Raw genomic sequence first — 20,047 nt, forward strand, 5'->3', positions numbered from 1 at the left:
CGGAAAAAAAGGAAGGGAATGCGGGCGGGTTCGCTTCAGTCGGCCTTGATGCCGGCCTCGCGGATGAGACGCGCCCACTTGGCGGAATCGCTTTTCTGCAGCTCGCCCAATTGGCGGGGCGTGCCGCCGGCCAGGGTCACGCCCAGGCGTTCGGCAAGCGCGAGCACGCTGGGATCCTTGAGCGCCAGTCCGATGTCCTGGTTCAGGCGCTGCACGATGGCGGCGGGGGTGCGGGCAGGGGCAAAGACGGCCTGCCACTGCTCGACCACGAAGTCGGCAATGCCGGCCTCGGCCATGGTCGGCACGGCGGGCAGCGCCTTCAGGCGCGCCGCCGAGGTCACGGCCAGCGCGCGCAGCTTGCCGGCCTGCACGTGGGGCAGCGCGGCCGCCACGGGGGCGAACATGCACTGCACCTGGCCTGCCAGCGTGTCCTGCAGGGCCGGCGTATCACCCTTGTAGGGAATGTGGATGAAGCGCACGCCAGCCTGGCGCTGCAGCAGTTCGCCCTGCATGTGCAGGATCGTTCCGCTGCCGCCCGAGGCAAAGGCCAGCTGGCCCGGCTGCGCCCGCGCGGCCGCCAGCAGGTCGGCCAGCGACTGCCATGGCTGGGATGCGCCCACCACCAGCAGATGCGGGATGGTGCCGATGGTGATCACCGGCTCGAAGCCCGCGATCGGGTCGTAGGGCAGCTTGCCGATGAGATGGGGAGCAATGGCCTGGGGGCCGATGGAGGTGCCCAGCAGCGTATGGCCGTCCGGCGCGGCCTTGGCGACGAAGGCTGCGCCGATCGTGCCCGTGGCGCCTGCGCGGTTGTCCACGATGACGGTACTGCCCAGGGTCTTGCCCAGGTGCAGCGCAAGCTGCCGGCCCAGCACGTCGGTGCTGCCGCCGGGCGGATACGGCACGACCCAGGTGATGGGCTTGCCGGCCGGCCATTCGGGCTGGGCACGGGCCGGGCCGCACAGCGGCCCCAGCAAGGCGGCGCTGCCTGCAGCCAGCAGCGCGCGCCGCGTGGGACGGATGGTGTTCATGGCCTGTCTCCTGTTCGTGTGGATTGCAAGGGCGTCGCCGCGGTCTCGAAGCCGTATAGCGTCTGGGGGTTGTCCACCAGCACGCGCCGCAGCGTGGCGGCGCCGCCGGCCCGGGCCGTCCAGTCGGTCAGGCGGTCGACCTGGCGCGCGTCGTCGGGCATGGGCTGCATGCCGGCCGAGGCGGTGGCATGGGGCCAGTCGCTGCCCCAGAGCACGCGCTCGGGCGCGCAGCGCAGATAGCTGGCGGCCAGCGCGTCCAGCGCTGGGTCTTCGACCGACTGCAGCGCGCTGACGATGTAGCCGCCGGACAACTTGACCCATGCCCGGCCGCTGCGCAGCAGATCGCGCAGCAGCGCGTGGCCGGCGTGGCGCCCCGCCTGCGCCGGGGCGATGCGGCCGAAATGGTCGAACACCAGCGGCACCGGCAATTGCCTCAGCACGCCGGCCAGGGACGCCAGCAGGTCCGGCGCCATCAGCAGCTGCAGGTGCCATCCCAGCGGCGCAATGCGGCGGGCCAGCGGCACCAGCAGCTCGGCCGTGCCCGTCACGCCCAGCGACAGGTTCAGCCGCACGCCGCGCACGCCCAGGCCGTGCAGGCGCTGCAGCTCGGCATCGCTTTCGCTGCCATCGATCACGGCCACGCCCCGCGCCTGGGGGCCGAGGGCGGCCAGCCCATCCAACATGCAGCGGTTGTCGTTGCCATAGGTGGACGGCGTGACCAGCACGCAGCGCGAGGTACCCAGGCGCCGCTGCAGCGCGCGGTAGTCCCCGGCCGAGGCATCGGGCGGAAGCAGCCGCGCGCCCGGGGCTGCCGGGTAGCGGCCGTCATAGACATGCACATGGCAGTCGCAGGCCTGCGGGGGCAGCGTGGCGCGGGGCCGGGCGCTGCCCTGCGAGAAACGGACGGGCACGGCAAGGCTGTCGCAGTCCATGGCGAGATCTCGATGGAGGAAGGAAAAGGAAGAGAGGAGGAAGCGAAAGGGCTGGCGCCCCTGCCTCCGGGCTCAGTCCAGGCTGGCGCCCGAGTCCTTGACGATGCGTGCCCAGCGCGGCACCTCGGCGCGCAGCAGCGCGGCGAACTTCTCGGACGAGCCGCCCAGCACCTCGCCGCCTTCGGAGCGCAGCTTCTCGGCCACCTCGGGCACCAGCAGCGCGTCGTTGATGGCCTTGTTCAACTGCTGCACGATGGCCTGCGGCGTGCCCGCCGGCGCCAGCACGCCGAACCAGGTGACGGCCTCGAAGTCCTTGTAGCCCGACTCGGCCAGCGTGGGCGTCTGCGGCAGCTGGTCCGATCGCTTGAGCGAGGTCACCATCACCGCGCGCAGCTTGCCGTTGCGCACCTGGCCCAGCAGCGTGGGCACGGCCGACATGTAGAAATCGATCTGCCCGCCTACCAGGTCGGTCATGGCCTGGGCCGCGCCCTTGTAGGGCACATGGCGCAGCTTGATGCCCGCCGCGTTCTCGGCCAGTTCGCCAGCCAGGTGGGCCACCGTGCCGTTGCCGGAATAGCCCAGCGTCAGCCCGTCAGGCTTGGCCTTGGCGGCCTTGACCAGGTCGGCAAAGGTCTTGTAGGGCGAATTGGCCGGCGCGGCCATGACGATGGGCGCGGAAGAAACCAGGGCCACGGGTGCCAGGTCCTTCAGAGGGTCGTAGGGCAGCTTGGCGTACAGCGAGGGGTTGATGGCCAGGTTGCTGGTCTGGCCCATGACCAGGGTATAGCCGTCCGGCGCGGCCTTGGCCACGGCGTCCACGCCCAGGTTGCCGCCTGCGCCGGGCCGGTTGTCCACCACCACGGTCCACTTGTTGTGGTCGGCCAGGCGCTGGGCCACGGTGCGCGCGATCATGTCCGTGCCGCCGCCCGGAGGAAACGGAACCACCAGGCGGATGGGCTTGCGGGGATAGGCGTCCTGGGCCAGTGCGCCGGCCATGGGCAGGACGGCGGCGGCACCCACCAGGGTGGCGAGCAGGCGTGCGCCCAGGCGGCGCGAAAGCGAGGAAATCGGCATGGCGGTTTGTCTCCGTTCGTTGTGTCTCGAAACGCCCGCATGGCTGCGCTGGCGTGGAACGGACTTTAGAGAAACGTTTCAACCCATACAATGATGTTTCATACAATGCAACATATTGCACCATGAGCAACTCCCGATCCACACCCGTACAGCCGCCCGACCCCGGCGCAGGCGCAGGCGCAGGCGCAGGCGCAGGCGCAGGCCCCAAGGATGGCGGCGTCATCGCCGTCACGCGTGCCCTGCAATTGCTGGCGGCATTCGCGCTGGGCGAATCACACCTGTCCCTGGCTGAACTGAGCCGGCGCTGCGCCCTGCACAAGACCACGGTGCTGCGCCTGGCGCGCACGCTGGCGCAATCGGGCTTCATGGTGCAAAGAGAGGATGGGGACTGGCGGCTGGGGCCCGCGGCGGGATGGCTGGGCGCGCGCTACCAGGCAGGTTTCGACGTGCAGAACGTGCTGGAGCCGGCGCTGCGCGCGCTCACCCAGGCCAGCGGCGAAAGCGCGGCGTTCTATGTGCGTGAAGGCAGTGTGCGCACCTGCCTCGTGCGCGTGGAAGGGCCGCAGGCCCTGCGCCACCATGCGCGCATGGGCGAGGGTCTGCCGCTGGACCAGGGCTCGCCCGGACGCGTGATCCTGGCTTTTTCAGGCGAACCGGGTCCGGTGTACGAGCAGATCCGCCAGCGCGGCTACCACTGGTCCATCGGCGAGCGCGAACAGGGCGTGGCCACGGTATCGGCGCCCGTGTTCGGCATGCACTGGCGGCTGATGGGCTCGGTGTGCATCTCGGGGCCGGCATCGCGCCTTCCCGAAGCACGGCTGGAGTCGCTGGCACAGACCGTGGTGGCGGCCGCCAACCAGCTGTCCTATGCGCTGGCGGGCAGTGCCAGCACACAGGCACCCGTGCGCGCCAGCCAATGGCATCCCTGATGCACTCTTGACGCGCCCCTGAACCGCACCGGGCGCGGGCCCGGGTGCGGTGCGAATCGCCTACTGCAATGCGCCCATGGGCAGGGCCATGGGCTTGCCATTGAGCGTCACCTGGCCGCCCTGCATCTTCAGCGCGCTGACCAGCTTGTCGCCTTCCAGGCGTGCATAGCCCGTGGCCTGGGCCATGCCCAGCATGCCTTCCACATCCTCGGCCGAGACATCGGGCTTGCCCGAGGCCTTGAGCAACGGCTCCAGCCAGGCCTTGGGCAGGCTGGCATTGGCCTGCAGCGACGAGGTCTTGAGCAGCGCCGGCATCCAGCCGGTCTGGGCGATCTGCTCCTGCGTGGGGGCGCTCTGCACCTCGGCACCGTATTCCAGGTGACCGGTCTGGCCCTGGTAGGTGGCCTGCAGCTTCATCGAGTAGGCCGGCAGGGCAGCCACCAGGCGGGGGGCGTTCTGCATCAGCACGCCCATGCCTTGCTGCTCCAGGGATTCCAGCGCCTTGGCCAGGCCTTCCTTGCGGTAGCCCTCGACCAGGATGCGCTGGAAGCTGCGCAGCGCCTCGATGTCCAGGCGCTGGATCTTCTCCTCATAGCCCAGGGACTCGAATTCGATGGGGCCGATACGGCCCGCGCCCTTGACCTGGGTGGTCATGCCCAGCGTGGTCTTGTCGGACTCGATCACGGAGTCGCCGCTCACGTCCTTGAGGTCCAGCAGCGTCTTTGTCTCACCGCCCTCGGCAGGCGTGCTGCTCATGGCCACACGGGCAAAACGCATGCTGGCCTTGCCGGGGCCCAGGCCCCACAGGCCGTCGATGACCTTGTTCTCGAAGCTGCTGTCCAGCCCCGTCAGCACGATGCTGGTGCGCTCCACGGGCGCGGCCACCGGCTGGGCAGGCAGGGACTCATCGCCATCGGACTCTTCCTCCTCGCCCTCTTCCTCCTCCAGGTCGGAGGCCGCGTCGCGGCTGGGCAGGCCCAGCAGGGCGACCTCGGGCCAGCGCCAGGTGCCCTTGACGCTGCCACCGCCCAGCGCCGTGTCCAGCACCATCTCCTGCCAGCGCATGGTGACTTCGTTGTCGCCGATCTCGCCGGCAGGCAGCAGCAGGCGCACATCGTTGCCGCCCGTGAAATGGTGCACGCTGGTCAGCGTGGGCGCCGTGGCCTTGGCCAGGGCCTGGCGCCCCTTGTCGTCCAGGCCCTCGAGCGCGAAGCGCGTCTCGGACGCGGCCGCGGCCAGACGGCCACCCGCCAGCGGGCCATGGCGCACCGTGGTGTCCACCACCAGGCGCACGGGCCTGGCTTCGGCGGCGGGCTCCGATGCGGCAGCTGCCTCGCCCTCCACCGACGCGGGCCACTGCAGCACCAGCCTGGCCTGGGCAGAGAGGAATCCCTTGTGGTATTCGTCGGTCACGACCGCCTTGTCGCCCAGCACCTTGCGCAATTCGGCCACGGCCTCCTTGTAGGCGGTCTGGGCCCTTTGGCCCGTATACCAGGTGGTTCCGCCATAGGCCACGACGGCCAATGCCACGGCGGCGGCCACTACGGTTTTCTTGTTGCTCATTGTGAATATCCCGTGATGAATAAGGCCCTCCCCCTCGGGTGGGCGGCGCGAGCTTATCAGGTCCGCATTTCACGGCCTGCCGGCAATGGATTGGAGATCGGTCCATCAATGGGGGGCCGCCCCGCTTCAGTAAGCACACACCCTTGCAATATGCCGGTTGCAACGGCGTTTCGCGTGCCATGCCGGTGCATTGCAGCATTGTTGGCGGGCCCTGCTTTTTGCAATTGCTTACCATTGCCACATATGGTTTGCATGCCAATGTTCTTGCAGGCCGACGTTGTGGCGCCATGGATATGGCGCCATTGGCCACCGGCCCCGCCATGCATGGGGACGCGAAGCCGGGAATGGCGCCCGCACGCCACTACGAGTTCAAGCGCACTGCCGCAGAAAGGGCAATGCCGCATCCAGCAGGGCCGCCGGAGCCTCTTCCGCGATGTAGTGGCCGCACGGCAGCGGATGGCCGCGCACGTCGCGAGCCACCCGCTGCCACTCGCGCAGCGGCTCGAAGCAACGGTGCACCACGCCCTCCTCGCCCCAGAGCACCAGCAGCGGCATGGCCAGCATGCGCTCCAGGCGGCGGTCCTCCCGGTCATGCACAAGGTCGATGCCGGCCGAGGCGCGGTAATCCTCGCACATGCCCCGCGCACTGCCCGGCAGGGCCAGGCAGCGCTCGTACTCGGCCAGGGCGCGGGGATCGAAGGGCGCCAGGCCCGCGCTGCGCCGGCCCATGATCTCGCGCACATAGGCGACGGGGTCGGACTCGATCAGGCGCTCCGGCAGCGGCGCCGGCTGGATCAGGAAGAACCAGTGCCAGTAGGCCCGCGCAAAGGCTTCGCCGGTCTGTTCGTACATGGCCAGCGTGGGCGCGATGTCCAGCAGCACCAGGCGCTGCACGGCCTCGGGATGGTCCATCGCCAGGCGATGCGCCACGCGCGCCCCCCGGTCATGCGCCAGCACCCTGAAATGCCCATGGCCCAGTTGCTCCATCAGCCGCAGCAGGTCGCGCGCCATGGTGCGCTTGCTGTAGTTCACATGGTCCGGATCACCGGCCGGGCGCGAGGAATCGCCGTAGCCCCGCAGGTCCGCCAGCACCAGGGTGAACTCCTGCGCCAGCCGGGGCACGACGCGATGCCAGATCGCGCTGGTCTGCGGATGGCCATGGACCAGCAGCAGCGCCGGGCCCTGCCCCCCCACCCAGGCGTTGATTTCCACACCCTCATCGACCGTGACGCGCTGCTGGCGCAGGCCCGGCATCCATGGTTCTGTGCGCATCCCGGAGATTCCTTCCACATTGTTCATGACCATCAGCCCGCCATCCTAATCAGTAAACCAGGCTGCATAAATAGCAAAATGCTGCATTGATCCATCAGTTCAATTTACGAATCGTTCCTCGCCATGGATGGCTTCTCCGACCTGCGATTTTTCTCGCTGCTGATCCGCGAAGGCAGCCTGGCAGCCACCGCCCAGCAGATGGGAGTGACGCCACCGGCCGTCAGCCGCCGCCTTGCGCTGCTGGAGCGGCGCCTGGGCGTACGCCTGCTGCAACGCACGACACGGCGCATCCATCTGACGCCCGAGGGCCAAGCCTATCTGCTCGAAGGAACGCGCATCCTGGCGGACCTGGACAGTCTGGAGCGCAGCGTCTCGGGCGCGCGTGCCACGGCGCGCGGCCCCCTGGCCCTGGCCTGTACCCTGGGCTTCGGACGCCAGCGGCTGGCGCCTGCGCTGTCCGCCTTTGCGCGGTCCTACCCCGAGGTACAGGTGCAACTGCATCTGACGGACCGGCCCGTCAACCTGGTCGAACAGGGCTTCGACGCCGTGGTGCGCTTCGGCAACCCGCCGGACTCCGCCCTCACCGCCCGCCTGCTGCTGCCCAACCGGCGCGTGCTCTGCGCCGCGCCTTCCTACCTGGATGTCCACGGCGAGCCACGCCAGCCCGCCGACCTGCAGGCCCACCGCTGCATCGTGATCCGGGAAAGCGACGACACCTATGGCAGCTGGCGCCTGGGCCGGCGCACACGCCAGGGCCTGCGCGAGGAAACCGTCAAGGTCCATGGCGCCCTGAGCAGCAACGATGGCAGCACGGCCCTGGCCTGGGCGCTCGATGGCCAGGGCATCGTGCAACGCTCCCTGTGGGAGGCCGCTGCGCCGCTGGCCTCGGGGCGCCTGCGCCAGGTGCTGCCCCAATGGCACCTGCCCGCGGCCGACATCTACCTGGTGCACGCCACGCGCAGCGAGATGTCGGCCAAGATCCGCGCGCTCACCGGCTTTCTGGGGGACTGGTTCGCGCAGGAACCGGGGACGGGGGCCGCGCCGCCATGAGTCCGGGCGCGATCTGCAACCTCGGCGGCAGGCCGGGCCGCGCCGGGCCTGTCATGCTGGTTCACCGCCCGCGCACCGCGCCGTGCGAACATGCCGGGCAACGGCAACCACCACCCGAAGAGGAGACACATGACCGCCAGCCGCTATCCCCAGCCCGAACTGTCCAGCCTGCCCGAGGACATCCGCGCCCGCATCCTCGAAGTGCAGGAAAAGGCCGGCTTCATTCCCAATGTCTTTCTCGCCTTCGCGCGACGCCCGGCCGAGTGGCGCGCCTTCTTCGCCTACCACGACGCCCTCATGCTCAAGGAGGAAGGCAGCCTCACCAAGGGCGAGCGCGAGATGATCGTCACCACCACCAGCGCGGCCAACCAGTGCCTGTACTGCGTGGTGGCCCACGGTGCCATCCTGCGCATCTACGAGAAAAAGCCGCTGGTGGCCGACCAGGTCGCCGTCAACTACCGCAAGGCCGACATCAGTGCGCGCCAGCGGGCCATGCTGGACTTCGCCATGAAGGTCTGCGAGCGCAGCCAGGAGATCTGCGAGGACGACTTCCAGGCCCTGTACCCGCATGGCTTCGACGACGAGGACATTTGGGATATCGCCGCCATCACGGCCTTCTTCGGCCTGTCCAACCGCATGGCCAGCTTCGCCGGCATGCAGCCCAATCCTGAATTCTTCCTGATGGGGCGCGTGCCGCGCGACAAGAAGTAGCAGCGGGCCACCTGAAGGTCAACCGCCCCGGGGGCATGCACGAACGGGCCGCAGGACTGGCCCCAAAAAAAGCGGCGCCCCGCAGCGCGGGCGCCCACCCCGAGAGCGGCACTACCCGCATCGGCCGGATGAGGCAGGCAACAGACATCCAGGAGCACCGGGACCGTCGGCGCCATCAGTACCGCTACAAGGGGCGCGGCCATGAGGGGGCAGGTCGATCCTGCGCGTGCCGTTTTCCATCGTCGCGCCCATGATCCTCATGGTCTGCGCCATCGGCGCCTTCACCGTGCACGGCAACGCCACCGACATCTGGATGATGCGGGTCTTCGGCGTGGTCGGCACCATCACCACGCGGCCCGGCTGATGCCGACGTGGCCGCTGCCGGGGAAGGTGCGGGAGATGGCGTTCGGGGCCAGGGCAGCGGCGTGAGAATGCACGAGCGGTGAAATCTTCCGATGCCCATGGCGCAAGAGGATGATATCGGCCCGGTGCCAGGCCGCCTGCATCCCCCTAAGAAGTCCGCGCAGGTATGTGCGGCACCGGCCAGACCCTTTCCCCGCCCACCGCGAACAACTGGCATCCCGCCTCGGGCGCCAGGCTCGCCATGCCCGTGAACAGGCCGAAGGCCGGCAGCAGCGTGAACTGCGGGTGCACCGCAAAGCATGGCAGGCGCAGCGCATCGCGACCCGGGCCGCGCAGCACGACGGCGGGGTGGACATGGCCGGCCAGCACATGCAGGGGAACGCCGACTTGCGGGTGGTGGCAGGCGGCAAAAGGACCAAGGGGCCAGGGCTCGTCCACCACCGCCATGCCCAGCGCGGGCGGCGGATCGCCGGCATGGCTGTCGTGGTTGCCACGCACCAGGACCAGCTCCACCGCGGGGTGGCGCTCGCGCCAGGCCGCCAGCGCCGCCAGCACGGCCGGCGTGCGCGCCTGGGCCGCGTGCAGGAAGTCGCCCAGCACCACCAGCCGGCGCACGGGCAGGCCCAGCAGCAGAGCGGAAAGCCGCTCCAGGTTGCCCTCAGTGGTGCCCGCAGGCACGGGGATGCCGCGTGCGCGGAAGGTGGCGGCCTTGCCCAGGTGCAGGTCGGCGATGCACAGCGTGGCCCGGGCCGGCCACCACAGGGCGTGCTGCGCCAGCAGGTGCACGGACTCGCCCGCCAGCGTGGTGGCGTGGCTGCCGGCCAGAACGCCGGTGTCGGACAGGGAGAGGAATGCCATCAGAGTGTCATAGCAAAGGCAGGGGCCGGGACGGCTTGCGCGCGCGGCGCGGCGGACGGGCGGCGCCGGGATCATCGGGCGCCGGCAGGGCGAAGTCCAGCGTGCGGCGCACGGCGGCCGTGGCCTCGGGCACGCTGCCGGTCGCGGGCTTCTTCTTGCGGGCGCGCGGCGCCACCGTCTTGCCCTGGGTATCGGCCGCTTCATGCAGTTGCGCCAGCATGCGCGCGATGCGGTCGGCCAGTTGTTCATTGCTGAGTTTTTCGCGAAAGCGCTCCACCATCAGCGGAAAGGCAAAGGGGCTGGGCCGCTGCAGCGCGCGCACCACGCGGCGCTGGCCCTGCATGCGGCGCAGCGCGGCCAGCAACTGGGCCACGTCCAGCTCCTGGCTCAGCACTTCCTCGTCGGCCTGGCGCAGCAGCAGGTTGGCGTCGTCGTACTTGCGGAACACCTCGAAGAACAGCTGGGCCGAGGCCTGCAGCTGGCGCGCGCTGCGCCGTTCGCCGGGGTGGCTCTGGAAGATCAGGCCCGAGACGCGCGCGATCTCGCGAAAGCGCCGCCGCGCCATCTCGGTGGCGTTGAGGCTGGCCAGCACCTCGTGCAGCAGAGCGTGGTGGGCGGCATCGGGCGGCGGGGCGCCGGCATTGGCGGTGTTGCGGATGGCTGGGGCTTCGGTGGCCGCCACTCGCCCAGGCTCGGGCACGCGAGCAGGCGCAGGCGCGGGCTCCGCCTGCAGCAGCCCGGGCAGCAGGGCCGCCCAGTCGCGCTCGGTGGCGCTCAGCAGCTCCAGCCCGTAGTCGTTGACGGCGATGGAGAAGGTGCCCGCCTCGCCCTGGGCCGCGCGCCAGGCCAGCAGGCTGGCCAGCCCGAGATGGGCATGGCGGCCCGCGAACGGGTAGAGGAACAAATGCCAGCCCTCGCGCGTGCGCAGGGTTTCGGCCAGCAGCGTGCCGGGCGTGGGCAGGGCCGACCAGCGCTGCTGCACCTCCAGCAGCGGCCGCACGCAGCGCAGCTCGGGCGAGGCGTAGTCGCCCTGCGCCGCCAGTGCCAGCTGGCGCACCACGAAGTCCGCCAGCACGGTGGACAGCGGCATGCGCGCACCGGCCCAGCGCGGCACGGTGGGCCGTGTCCGGGCGGCTCGGCGCACGTAGGCCGTCATGTCCTCGATGCGCACGAGTTCCAGCACCTGGCCTGCGAAGACGAAGGCGTCGCCCGGCCGCAGGCGCGACAGGAAGCTCTCTTCCATGCTGCCCAGGCGCGTGCCGTGCAGGATCTGCACGCTCATGCTGGCGTCGCTGACGATGGTGCCGATGTTGGCGCGATGGCGCCGCGCCAGGCGCGCGTCGGGCATGCGCCAGACACCCTCTTCGTCGGGCCGCACGCGCTGGTAGTCGGGATAGCTGGCCAGCGAGGGGCCGCCCCGGTGCACGAAGTCCAGGCACCACTGCCATGTCGCGGGCGCAAGATTGGCAAAGGCCACGGTGCGGCGCACCTCGGCGTACAGTGCATCGGGCTCGAACCCGCCCCCCAGCGCGACGGTGGCCAGGTGCTGCACCAGCACGTCCACGGGCTGGCGGGGGCTGGCGCGCATCTCGACCTGTCCGGCGCGCACGGCCTCGCGCGCGGCGGCGGCTTCCACCAGTTCCAGGCTGTGCGTGGGCACCAGGGTGATGCGCGAGGGGCGGCCCGGGGCGTGGCCCGAGCGGCCCGCGCGCTGCAGCAACCGCGCGATGCCCTTGGCAGAGCCGATCTGCAGCACGCGCTCCACGGGCAGGAAATCCACGCCCAGGTCCAGGCTGCTGGTGCAGACCACGGCCTTGAGCGTGCCGGCCTTGAGGCCAGCCTCCACCCATTCGCGCACGTCCCGGTCCAGCGAGCCATGGTGTATGGCCAGCAGCCCGGCCCAGTCGGGCCGGGCCTCCAGCAGCGCCTTGTACCAGACCTCGGCCTGGGAGCGCACGTTGACGAAGACCAGGGTGGAGCCGCGCGTGGCGTCCAGTTCGCGCACCACGGCCGGCAGCATGGCCAGGCCGAGGTGGCCGGCCCAGGAAAAGCGCTCGGGTCGATCGGGCAGCAAGGTGTCCACCACCAGGCGTTTGTCCACCTGGCCCTGCACCAGCACGCCGGGACGGGGACCGCCTGCATCGTCAAGGCCCAGCAGGGTCTGCAGGGCCTCGTCCAGGTTGCCCAGCGTGGCCGACATGCCCCAGATGCACAGCCGCGGGCTCCAGCCCCGCAGGCGTGCCAGCGCCAGCTGCAGCTGCACGCCGCGCTTGTTGCCCAGCAGCTCGTGCCATTCGTCGGCCACCACCAGGCGCACGCTGTGCAGTTGCTCGCGCGCATCGGCGCGGGCCAGCAGCAGGGACAGGCTCTCCGGCGTGGTGACCAGCACGGTGGGCAGTCGGCGCGACTGCGCGCTGCGCTCGGCGCTTGCCGTGTCGCCGGTGCGCGCGCCCACGGTCCAGCGCGCCAGCGGCGCATGCTCGGCGCCCAATGCCGGCAGCGGGGTCTGCAGCGCCTTGAGCGTGTCGGCCGCCAGCGCGCGCATGGGGGTGATCCACAGCACGGTCAGGGGCGCGGCTGCGGGCTTGCCACCCCGGGCCTGCGGTACAGGCCGGTCGGCCGCGAAGGCCTGCAGCGCCCCCAGCCAGACCGCATAGGTCTTGCCTGCGCCCGTGGTGGCATGCAGCAGGCCGCTGCGGCCCTGGGCCATGGCCTTCCATACGGCGCGCTGGAAGGCGAAGGGCTTCCATCCCCGCGTGGCGAGCCAGCGGGCGGCAAGGGTGTGGCGGGTGGCAGCCATGCGCGACGGCCTCAGGGATCGGAGTGCGGCAGCAGCGCGGCCAGCGTGTCCAGCGAGTCGGCCTCCTGCACGGGCTTGTCCTCGCGCCAGCGCAGCATGCGTGGGAAGCGCACGGCGATGCCGCTCTTGTGGCGTGCGCTGCGCGAGATGCCCTCGAAGCCCAGCTCGAATACCAGGGTCGGGCGCACGCTGCGCACGGGGCCGAAGCTCTCGATGGTGGTCTTGCGGATGATGGCGTCCACGCGGGCCATCTCGGCATCGGTCAGGCCCGAGTAGGCCTTGGCGAAGGGCACCAGGGCGCGGCCTTCGGTGCCGGGCGGCGCATTCCAGACGGCGAAGGTGTAGTCGCTGTACAGGCTGGCGCGCCGGCCATGGCCGCGCTGGGCGTAGATGAGCACCGCGTCCACGCTCAGCGGATCGATCTTCCACTTCCACCAGACGCCGCTGTCCTTGGTACGGCCCACGCCGTAGGCCGCGTCGCGGGCCTTGAGCATCATGCCCTCCACGCCCAGGGCGCGCGCCTGCCCGCGCAGCAAGGCCAGGTCCTCCCAGCGCGGGCCGTGCAGCACGGGACTGGCCAGCAGGCAGGGATGGTCCACGCGGGCCACCAGGGCGTCGAGCCTGGCGCGGCGCTCGTGCTGGGGCAGGACGCGCAGGTCCTGCCCGCCCTCTTCCAGCAGGTCATAGGCCAGCAGCACAACGGGCAGTTCGCGCAGCAGCTTGGGACCCAGGGTCTTGCGGCCGATGCGTTTTTGCAGGTCGGCAAAGGGCCGTACATGGGCCGCCACATCGCCCTGCTGCGCGGCCCAGACGACGATTTCCCCGTCGATCACGGTGCCGGGGGGCAAGGCCTCGCCCAGGGCCTGCAGCTCGGGAAAGCGCTCGCTGACCAGTTCCTCGCCGCGCGACCAGATCCAGGTGCCCTGCCCCGCAGGCCCCCCATCGCGCCGCACGATCTGCGCGCGGATGCCGTCCCACTTCCACTCCACCAGCCATTGCGAGGGCGGGCCCAGCACGGCCTCGAACTGCGCCACGGGCAACTGCAGCGGATGGGCCAGGAAGAACGGATAGGGATGGCCCCCGGCCTCGCCGTCCGTCCCCGGGGCGTCCTCGCCCGCCACCAGCCGCAGATAGTCCTGCGCGGTGGGCTGGGCGCCGATATGCGTGTAGCCCATCAGCCGCTGGGCGATGCGCTTGGCATCCACCCCGCTGATGGCCGCCAGTGCCTGAGTGACCTGCAGGCGCGAGACGCCCACGCGGAATGCGCCCGTGATGAGCTTGAAGTACACCAGCCGCTCATCGGCCGCCAGCCGTGCCCATTGCGCGCGCTGCCGGGCCGCCAGCGCCTCGGGCGCCATGCCGCGCAGCGGCAGCAGGTGGTCGACGACCCAGGTGGCCAGGCCCAGGCCATGGGTGTCCACGGGCGGAGGCAGCAGCAGCGAGATGGTCTCGGCCAGGTCGCCGACGGCCTCGTAGCATTCGTCGAACAGCCATTCGGGCAGGCCGGCCGCCTCGCGGGCCAGCGCCCTGAGCACCTTGGTGGGCACCAGCTGGCGCGGCTTGCCGCCGGCCAGGAAGTAGACGGCCCAGGCCGCATCGGCGGGCGCCGCCGCGCGCAGATAGGCCTGCAGCGCGGCCTGCTTGTCGCGGCTGGCGGTGCTGGCATCCAGCGCGCGGTACAGGCCGGCGAAGTCCTTCATGGGGCGGCCTCGCCGGAGACCGCAGATGAGGGCTCGTCCTCGTCGCCGTACTCGGTCTGGAAGACCTGGGCATCCAGCCCCTGCTCACGCAGCCAGCGCACCAGCACGGCCACGCTGCCATGGGTGACGAAGACGCGCTCGGCGCCGGTCGCCGCGATGGCGTGCTGCAGGCCGGGCCAGTCGGCATGGTCGGACATGACGAAGCCCCGGTCCACGCCCCGGCGCCGGCGCGTGCCGCGCAACTGCATCCAGCCGCTGGCGAAGGCATCGGAGTGGCCGGGGAAGCGGCGCATCCACGGCGTGCCCTGCGCCGAAGGCGGCGCCAGCACCAGCGCCTGCCTGAGCAGCGCGGCATCCACGCCGGGATCGGTCACGCGCAGGGTGGCAGGCAGGTCCACGCCAGCCGCCCGGTACACGGCATTGAGCGGCTCCACGGCGCCATGCACGACGATGGGGCCGATGCTGCGGTCCACGCCATGCAGGATGCGCTGGGCCTTGCCGAAGGCATAGCACAGCAGCACGGACGACCTGCCCTGGGCCGCGTTGGCACGCCACCAGGCGTCGATGTCGGCCATCAGCACGGGCTGGGCCGGCCAGCGGTAGATGGGCAGGCCGAAGGTGGATTCGGTGATGAAGGTATCGCAGCGCACGGGCTCGAAGGGCGTGCAGGTGCCGTCGGCCTCGGTCTTGTAGTCGCCCGAGGCGACCCAGACCCGGCCCCCATGCTCCAGCCGGACCTGGGCCGACCCCAGCACATGGCCGGCCGGGTGCAGCGAGATGCGCACGCCGTGGTGCTCTATGGCCTCGCCATAGGCCAGCGTCTGCAGCGTGATGCCCTCGCCCAGCCGCGTGCGCAGCACGCCTTCGCTGTCGGTGTGGGCCAGGTAGCGGGCATGGCCTGCGCGCGCATGGTCCGAATGGCCATGGGTGATCACGGCGCGCTCCACAGGCCGCCAGGGGTCGATGTAGAAGTCGCCGGCCGCGCAGTAAAGGCCTTCGGGGCGGGCGGCGATCAGGTCGGCGGCCATGCGGTGTGGTTGCAGGCAATGGGCATGGCACCATCCTAGCGGGACGGCCGCGGCGCGGGCGCTGGCCCAGGTCGCGGCGCGCTGTCAGCACACGCCTACCTCAGGCGGGATCACCGACATGCCCCCTCAGATCGGGGAAGATAGCGGCTTTCAACGGCAACCATCCTGCACGCGCCCCATGAACAACTCCGTCGTCCGCATGTCCAACCTCTTCCTGCAGCTAGGCCTCGACGCCAGCGATCAGGCGATTGCCGATTTCATCCGCGCGCACCAGCTGCCCGCCGATGTGGACCTGGTGGACGCCCCCTGCTGGAACGATGCGCAGCGCCAGTTCCTGGCCGAGCAGCTGCGGGCCGATGCCCCATGGTCCATCGTGGTGGACCAGTTGAGCGAGTCGTTGCACGAGGATGCGGTCCGGCTGCGCGCCGCCGGGTGAGCAGGCGCCGGCTCTAGTCCCTGTACCGCTTCTTGCGGAACGCCAGCCAGGCGGCGATGACCGTGAAGGCGATCACGATGGACACCACGATCCAGAAGCCGTGCTCGTGCTCGGCCAGCGGGATGCCGCCCACGTTCATGCCGAACAGGCCGGCCAGGATGTTGATGGGCAGGGCCAGCACGGTCACCACGGTCAGCACGAACAGGCTGTTGCTGTTGTCCTCGTTCACGGCGGCGGCCACCTCCTCCTGCAGCAGCTTGATGCGGTCCTGCAGGGTCTGCATGTCGCGCAGCATCAGCGAGAATTCCTCGCTGGCGGCGGCCAGGCCGTGGCGGTCGTCCTCGCCCATCCAGGCCGGCGGCTGCTGCAGCAGGCGGAACAGCGCGGCGGGCTCGGGCGCCAGCAGTCGCTGCAGCCGCACCAGCAGGCGCCGCAGCCGCCCCAGGTGGGCACGCGGATGGTGGTAGCGCTGCGCAAGGATGGCATCTTCGATGTCGTCCACGCGCGCCGTGGTCTCGCGCACCACCTTGACCAGCACATCGGCCTGGGTGCGCATCAGGTGCTCCAGCAGCTCGGCCGTGGTGGCCGGGCTGTCGCCCTGGCGCACGCCGGCGCGCAGCGCATCCACGGAGCGCAGCGGCTGCGTGCGCGCCGTGACGACCAGACGCTCGTCCAGGCAGATCCACAGCGTGGCGATGTCGGCCGACTCGAAGTTGAATTCGAAGTTCACATCGTTGAGCACCGCCACCAGCGAGTCATCGGAGCGCTCGATGCGCGTGGAGGCCAGGCCCTCGCGCAGCGTGGCGTAGAAGACCTCGGGCAGCGCGGCATGGCGCTGCAGCCAGCGCAGGGACTGGGTGTTGGCCAGGTTGAAGTGCAGCCACAGGAAGTCGCGCCTGCCGGGCTCGGCAAGCGGGCGCTCGCCCGCCAGCCATCGCGCCGCCGATTGGGCGGTCATCGCTTCCACACGCCGCTGCGTGTCACAGAAAAACCGCCAGCCGCAGATCAGGCCGGCATCCTCGCGGGCCTGTGCCAGGGGGGAGGCAATGTCGTCGTTCATGGCTGGCCCGCGATTCTTGCCAGCCTCCATGACACGGCCGTGACAGCCATCACAAAGCCCTGCCACCGCATGCCCCGTGCGGAGCACGGCGGCTTGCCCATCACAAAACTGTCACAGGGGATACGTAACATTCACTAACAATTTTGCAACCTGCCTCCCATGGATCAGTCCCGCGCCTACCTGAGCGATTCCCGGCCCCGCTTCCGCCCCCCCAGCGCGGCCGACCTGTGCACGCCCGTGCCCTGCATGACGACGGACGGTACCAACGAGCAGGTGCTGGAGGTCTTCACCCGCCACCGCGACCTGGCCAGCCTGCCCGTGGTGGAGGGCAACCGCCCGATCGGGCTGATCAATCGCAGCATCTTCCTTTCCCAGTTCAGCAAGCCCTTCCGCATGGAGCTGTACGGCAAGAAGAGCTGCATCGCCTTCATGGACAAGGAGCCCCTGGTCGTCGATGCCGCCACCGACATCGACACCCTGACCGTGAAGACCGTGGAGTATGGCGAGAAGGCCCTGACCGACGGCTTCATCATCACCCGCGACGGCCTGTTCGCCGGCGTGGGCCATGGCCTGCCGCTGATGCGCGCGGTCGCGGACATGCAGGTGGCGCGCAACCGCCAGATCATGCACAGCATCGAGTACGCCAGCGTGATACAGCAAGCCACGCTGCGCGCTTCGCGCGAGGCCCTGGCCCGCGCCTGCCCGCAAGCCGACCTGGTCTGGGAGCCGCGCGACGTGGTGGGCGGAGACTTCTACCAGTTCTGCCAGGAGGGCGTTGGCTGGTTCGCCACCGTGGCCGACTGCACGGGCCACGGCGTGCCGGGCGCCTTCATGACGCTGATCGCCACCAGCAGCCTGAACCAGGCGATCAAGGAACACGGGGCGCGCGATCCCGCGGTGCTGCTGGGCAGCGTCAACCGCAGCGTCAAGCAGATGCTGGGCCAGCTGGACGGCCAGGACGGCACGCCGGGCTCGGACGACGGCCTGGACGCGGCCTGTTTCTGGTTCGAGCCCCCCAGCCGGCGTCTGCGCTTCGCCGGCGCGCGGCTGTCACTGTTCCTGCTGCGCCCGGATGCCGATACCGTCGAGCAGGTGGACGGACAGCGCAAGGGCGTGGGCTATGTGGACAGCGAGCTGGACTTCGCCTGGCACAACGCGGAGCTGGAGCTGCCCGCCGGCACCCTGGTCTTCACCACCACCGACGGCCTCATCGACCAGGTCGGCGGCCCACGCGGCATCACCTTCGGCAAGAAGCGCGTGCGCGAGCTGCTGCTCGGGCATGCCGGCTGCACGCCCGCCGAGATCAACCGCGCCCTGCTCGCGGCCCTGCACACCTGGCAGGGCGAGCACCATCGCCGCGACGACCTGACCTTCTTCTGCTTTCGCACCTGATTGCCCCATGCCTTCCATGCCCGACGCACAGATCGCCGACAAGTACGGCAGCTTCTTCCAGCTGGCGCGCCAGCACCACGTGATCTTCTACTACGTGGGCTATTTCTCGCAGAACATCGTGGCGGCCATGGCCGAGGCGGTGCGCCTGCAGCTGGAGGTGGCCGGCGTGCCCGGCCCCACGCGGCGCAAGCTGTTCTCCTCCTTCGTGGAGATGGCGCAGAACATCATCCACTACTCGGCCGACGCCCTGACACCGCCACACCAGGACGACGGCGAGCTGCGCCACGGCGCGGTGTGCATACGCCGCGAGGACGACGGCCGCTTTCTGCTGCTGTGCGCCAACCCCGTCGAGCCCTCGATGGGCGCGCAGATCCAGGCCAGGCTGGGGGCCTTGCGCAGCATGACGCTGGAGGACATCAAGAAGGCCTGCCGCGAGTCGCTGCGCGGGGAAACGCCCGAGGGCAGCAAAGGCGCGGGCATGGGCTTTCTGACCCTGGCGCGCGATGCCAGCGAGCCCCTGGAGTTCGACTTCGATCCGGCCCGCACCCTGGACGGCCAGCCCGTCTTCTACCTGAAGGCCGCGATCTGAGCCGCCCGGACCCGGAGGGCAGGCCCGCCTTCCGGCCCCTGGCTTGAAGATACCCAGCTCGCAGGCACGGGCACCGAATCGAGATCACGCATGGACCACCTCTACATCGCACCGACACCCAGCTCCCCGGAAGTGGACTTCCGGTTCGACACGCACACGCTGCACCTGCGTGGCGAGTCCTACCCGGAAAACGCCGCCGCCTTCTACAGCGGCATCATCGGCCGGCTCAGGGACTACCTGGCAGGCCCGCAGGACTCGCAACGGCAGGCGCGCATCGAAATGCATATCGCACTGGCCTACTTCAACAGCTCCAGCACCAAGATGCTGTTCAACCTCATCGAAGTCCTGAGCGAAGCCGCCGAGGCCGGGCGCGCCGTGGCGCTGCACTGGTACTTCGACGAGGAGGACGACACCATCTGCGAATTCGGCGAGGAGCTGCGCGACGACTTCCCCGCCATCGGCTTCGTCAGCCATCCCGTCAAGGCCGCATGATGGACAGCGTGGACGCCCCTCCCGACCTGTTCGACGCCGAGCACCGTGCGCTGCTGGCCGCGCGCGCCGCCTTCGAGCAGGGCGAGCATGCCGGCGCCCAGGCCTGCCACCAGGCACTGGGCGTGCTGCTGTCCTCCTACGAGCGCCTGCTGCGCGAGACGCGCCGGCTGGTGCGCCGCAGCGACCGCGCCGAGCTGGAGATGACCCAGCTGAACCAGCGCCTGCAGGACCTGGCCGGCGAGCTGGAGTACCGCGCCACCCACGACCCGCTGACGGGGGTGCTCAACCGCGCGGCCATCATCGAGCATGTCAACCGCCATTTCACGCGCCAGGGCCTGGCCCTGATCGTGCTGGACATAGACCACTTCAAGCGCGTCAACGACAGCTTCGGCCACCCCGTGGGCGACAGCGTGATCCTGGGCGTGGTGCGCTGCCTCAAGGCCACGGTGCCGGCCACGGCCCATATCGGCCGCGTGGGCGGGGAGGAATTCACCGTGCTGCTGCCCGAGCACGACGGCGACGGCGCCATGCGCGTGGCCGAGGCGGTGCGTGCCCGCATCGCCGCACATGCCTTCGGCCTGCCCGATGCCAGCGCCGTCACCGCGAGCTTCGGCGTGAGCTGGCGCCCGGGCGGCGGCCGCTTCGACGATGCCTATGCCCTGGCCGACGATGCCCTGTACACCGCCAAACGCAGCGGGCGCAACCAGGTGGTGCGTGCCGCGGACCATGTCCCTGCCTGAGCGGCACCCGCCACGCATGAGTGACGC

The 20,047-nt window shown here is 70.2% G+C and carries 18 protein-coding genes and 1 pseudogene; 9 read left to right on the top strand and 10 right to left on the bottom strand.

The features are described from left to right. Positions 1 to 35: 35 nt before the first annotated feature. From L1Z78_RS16655 to L1Z78_RS16665, 3 genes are all read right to left on the bottom strand, one after another. Positions 36 to 1,031 (bottom strand): Bug family tripartite tricarboxylate transporter substrate binding protein, encoded by a 996-nt coding sequence (locus L1Z78_RS16655; RefSeq protein ID WP_234637503.1) that lies wholly within the window; start codon positions 1,029 to 1,031, stop codon positions 36 to 38. Further along, the gene (locus L1Z78_RS16660; RefSeq protein WP_234637504.1) at positions 1,028 to 1,963 is read right to left on the bottom strand and encodes an amidohydrolase family protein; all 936 of its coding nucleotides are present in this window, start codon (positions 1,961 to 1,963) and stop codon (positions 1,028 to 1,030) included. Before L1Z78_RS16660 ends, L1Z78_RS16655 begins: the two co-directional genes overlap by 4 nt. 72 nt (positions 1,964 to 2,035) lie before the next feature. Beyond that, positions 2,036 to 3,037 carry a Bug family tripartite tricarboxylate transporter substrate binding protein gene (locus L1Z78_RS16665; protein ID WP_234637505.1) on the bottom strand — a complete coding sequence of 334 codons (1,002 nt, stop codon included), beginning with the start codon at positions 3,035 to 3,037 and terminating at the stop codon, positions 2,036 to 2,038. Positions 3,038 to 3,159: 122 nt separating this feature from the next. Here L1Z78_RS16665 and L1Z78_RS16670 point away from each other — a divergent pair, with 122 nt between their 5' ends. After that, positions 3,160 to 3,966, top strand: a complete 807-nt coding sequence (locus L1Z78_RS16670) for an IclR family transcriptional regulator (RefSeq protein WP_234637506.1) — start codon at positions 3,160 to 3,162, stop codon at positions 3,964 to 3,966. A gap of 60 nt (positions 3,967 to 4,026) precedes the next feature. Here L1Z78_RS16670 and L1Z78_RS16675 read toward each other — a convergent pair whose 3' ends face one another. Together L1Z78_RS16675 and L1Z78_RS16680 are read right to left on the bottom strand one after the other, a co-directional pair. Further along, positions 4,027 to 5,529, bottom strand: coding sequence for a YdgA family protein (locus tag L1Z78_RS16675; protein WP_234637507.1), 1,503 nt, complete (start codon positions 5,527 to 5,529; stop codon positions 4,027 to 4,029). A 369-nt stretch (positions 5,530 to 5,898) separates the two neighbouring features. Then, positions 5,899 to 6,801 (bottom strand): alpha/beta fold hydrolase, encoded by a 903-nt coding sequence (locus L1Z78_RS16680; RefSeq protein ID WP_234637508.1) that lies wholly within the window; start codon positions 6,799 to 6,801, stop codon positions 5,899 to 5,901. 123 nt (positions 6,802 to 6,924) lie between these two features. Between L1Z78_RS16680 and L1Z78_RS16685 the strand changes: the two genes are divergently transcribed. The 3 genes and pseudogenes from L1Z78_RS16685 to L1Z78_RS28090 all read left to right on the top strand — a co-directional run. Next, positions 6,925 to 7,851, top strand: a complete 927-nt coding sequence (locus L1Z78_RS16685; protein ID WP_234637509.1) for a LysR family transcriptional regulator — start codon at positions 6,925 to 6,927, stop codon at positions 7,849 to 7,851. A 129-nt stretch (positions 7,852 to 7,980) separates the two neighbouring features. After that, positions 7,981 to 8,562, top strand: a complete 582-nt coding sequence (locus L1Z78_RS16690) for a peroxidase-related enzyme (protein WP_234637510.1) — start codon at positions 7,981 to 7,983, stop codon at positions 8,560 to 8,562. Positions 8,563 to 8,776: 214 nt separating this feature from the next. Beyond that, a pseudogene (locus tag L1Z78_RS28090) lies at positions 8,777 to 8,991 on the top strand (tripartite tricarboxylate transporter permease); the annotation flags it as partial. Positions 8,992 to 9,072: 81 nt separating this feature from the next. On the opposite strand, the gene pdeM reads toward L1Z78_RS28090, so the two are convergent. From pdeM to L1Z78_RS16715, 4 genes are read right to left on the bottom strand one after another with little or no spacing between them, the layout of a single operon-like run. Further along, complete coding sequence (gene pdeM, locus L1Z78_RS16700) at positions 9,073 to 9,783, bottom strand: ligase-associated DNA damage response endonuclease PdeM (protein WP_234637511.1); 711 nt, start codon at positions 9,781 to 9,783, stop codon at positions 9,073 to 9,075. A gap of 7 nt (positions 9,784 to 9,790) precedes the next feature. Beyond that, on the bottom strand, positions 9,791 to 12,583 hold the full coding sequence (locus L1Z78_RS16705) for a ligase-associated DNA damage response DEXH box helicase (protein ID WP_234637512.1): 2,793 nt from the start codon (positions 12,581 to 12,583) through the stop codon (positions 9,791 to 9,793). 11 nt (positions 12,584 to 12,594) lie between these two features. Continuing rightward, a complete protein-coding gene (locus L1Z78_RS16710; RefSeq protein ID WP_234637513.1) occupies positions 12,595 to 14,283 on the bottom strand; it encodes an ATP-dependent DNA ligase in 1,689 nt (562 codons plus the stop codon). Continuing rightward, entirely contained in the window at positions 14,280 to 15,311 is a 1,032-nt protein-coding gene (locus L1Z78_RS16715; RefSeq protein ID WP_234637514.1) for a ligase-associated DNA damage response exonuclease, read from the bottom strand. Before L1Z78_RS16715 ends, L1Z78_RS16710 begins: the two co-directional genes overlap by 4 nt. A 178-nt stretch (positions 15,312 to 15,489) precedes the next feature. Here L1Z78_RS16715 and L1Z78_RS16720 point away from each other — a divergent pair, with 178 nt between their 5' ends. Beyond that, entirely contained in the window at positions 15,490 to 15,747 is a 258-nt protein-coding gene (locus L1Z78_RS16720) for a DUF2789 domain-containing protein (protein ID WP_234637515.1), read from the top strand. A 13-nt stretch (positions 15,748 to 15,760) separates the two neighbouring features. Here the strand turns inward: L1Z78_RS16720 and L1Z78_RS16725 are convergent, their stop codons facing one another. After that, a complete protein-coding gene (locus tag L1Z78_RS16725; protein WP_234637516.1) occupies positions 15,761 to 16,807 on the bottom strand; it encodes a transporter in 1,047 nt (348 codons plus the stop codon). A gap of 159 nt (positions 16,808 to 16,966) precedes the next feature. On the opposite strand from L1Z78_RS16725, the gene L1Z78_RS16730 reads away from it, so the two are divergent. From L1Z78_RS16730 to L1Z78_RS16745, 4 genes are all read left to right on the top strand, one after another. After that, positions 16,967 to 18,199, top strand: coding sequence for a SpoIIE family protein phosphatase (locus L1Z78_RS16730; RefSeq protein ID WP_234637517.1), 1,233 nt, complete (start codon positions 16,967 to 16,969; stop codon positions 18,197 to 18,199). Positions 18,200 to 18,215: 16 nt separating this feature from the next. Further along, on the top strand, positions 18,216 to 18,788 hold the full coding sequence (locus L1Z78_RS16735) for a SiaB family protein kinase (RefSeq protein WP_234642194.1): 573 nt from the start codon (positions 18,216 to 18,218) through the stop codon (positions 18,786 to 18,788). 90 nt (positions 18,789 to 18,878) lie between these two features. Then, entirely contained in the window at positions 18,879 to 19,280 is a 402-nt protein-coding gene (locus L1Z78_RS16740; protein WP_234637518.1) for a DUF1987 domain-containing protein, read from the top strand. Then, a complete protein-coding gene (locus L1Z78_RS16745; protein ID WP_234642195.1) occupies positions 19,280 to 20,020 on the top strand; it encodes a GGDEF domain-containing protein in 741 nt (246 codons plus the stop codon). The genes L1Z78_RS16740 and L1Z78_RS16745 overlap by 1 nt, the downstream gene beginning before the upstream one ends. Positions 20,021 to 20,047 lie beyond the last annotated feature (27 nt).

It is taken from the genome of Delftia tsuruhatensis (genome assembly GCF_903815225.1).
Taxonomy (GTDB): domain Bacteria; phylum Pseudomonadota; class Gammaproteobacteria; order Burkholderiales; family Burkholderiaceae_C; genus Comamonas; species Comamonas tsuruhatensis_A.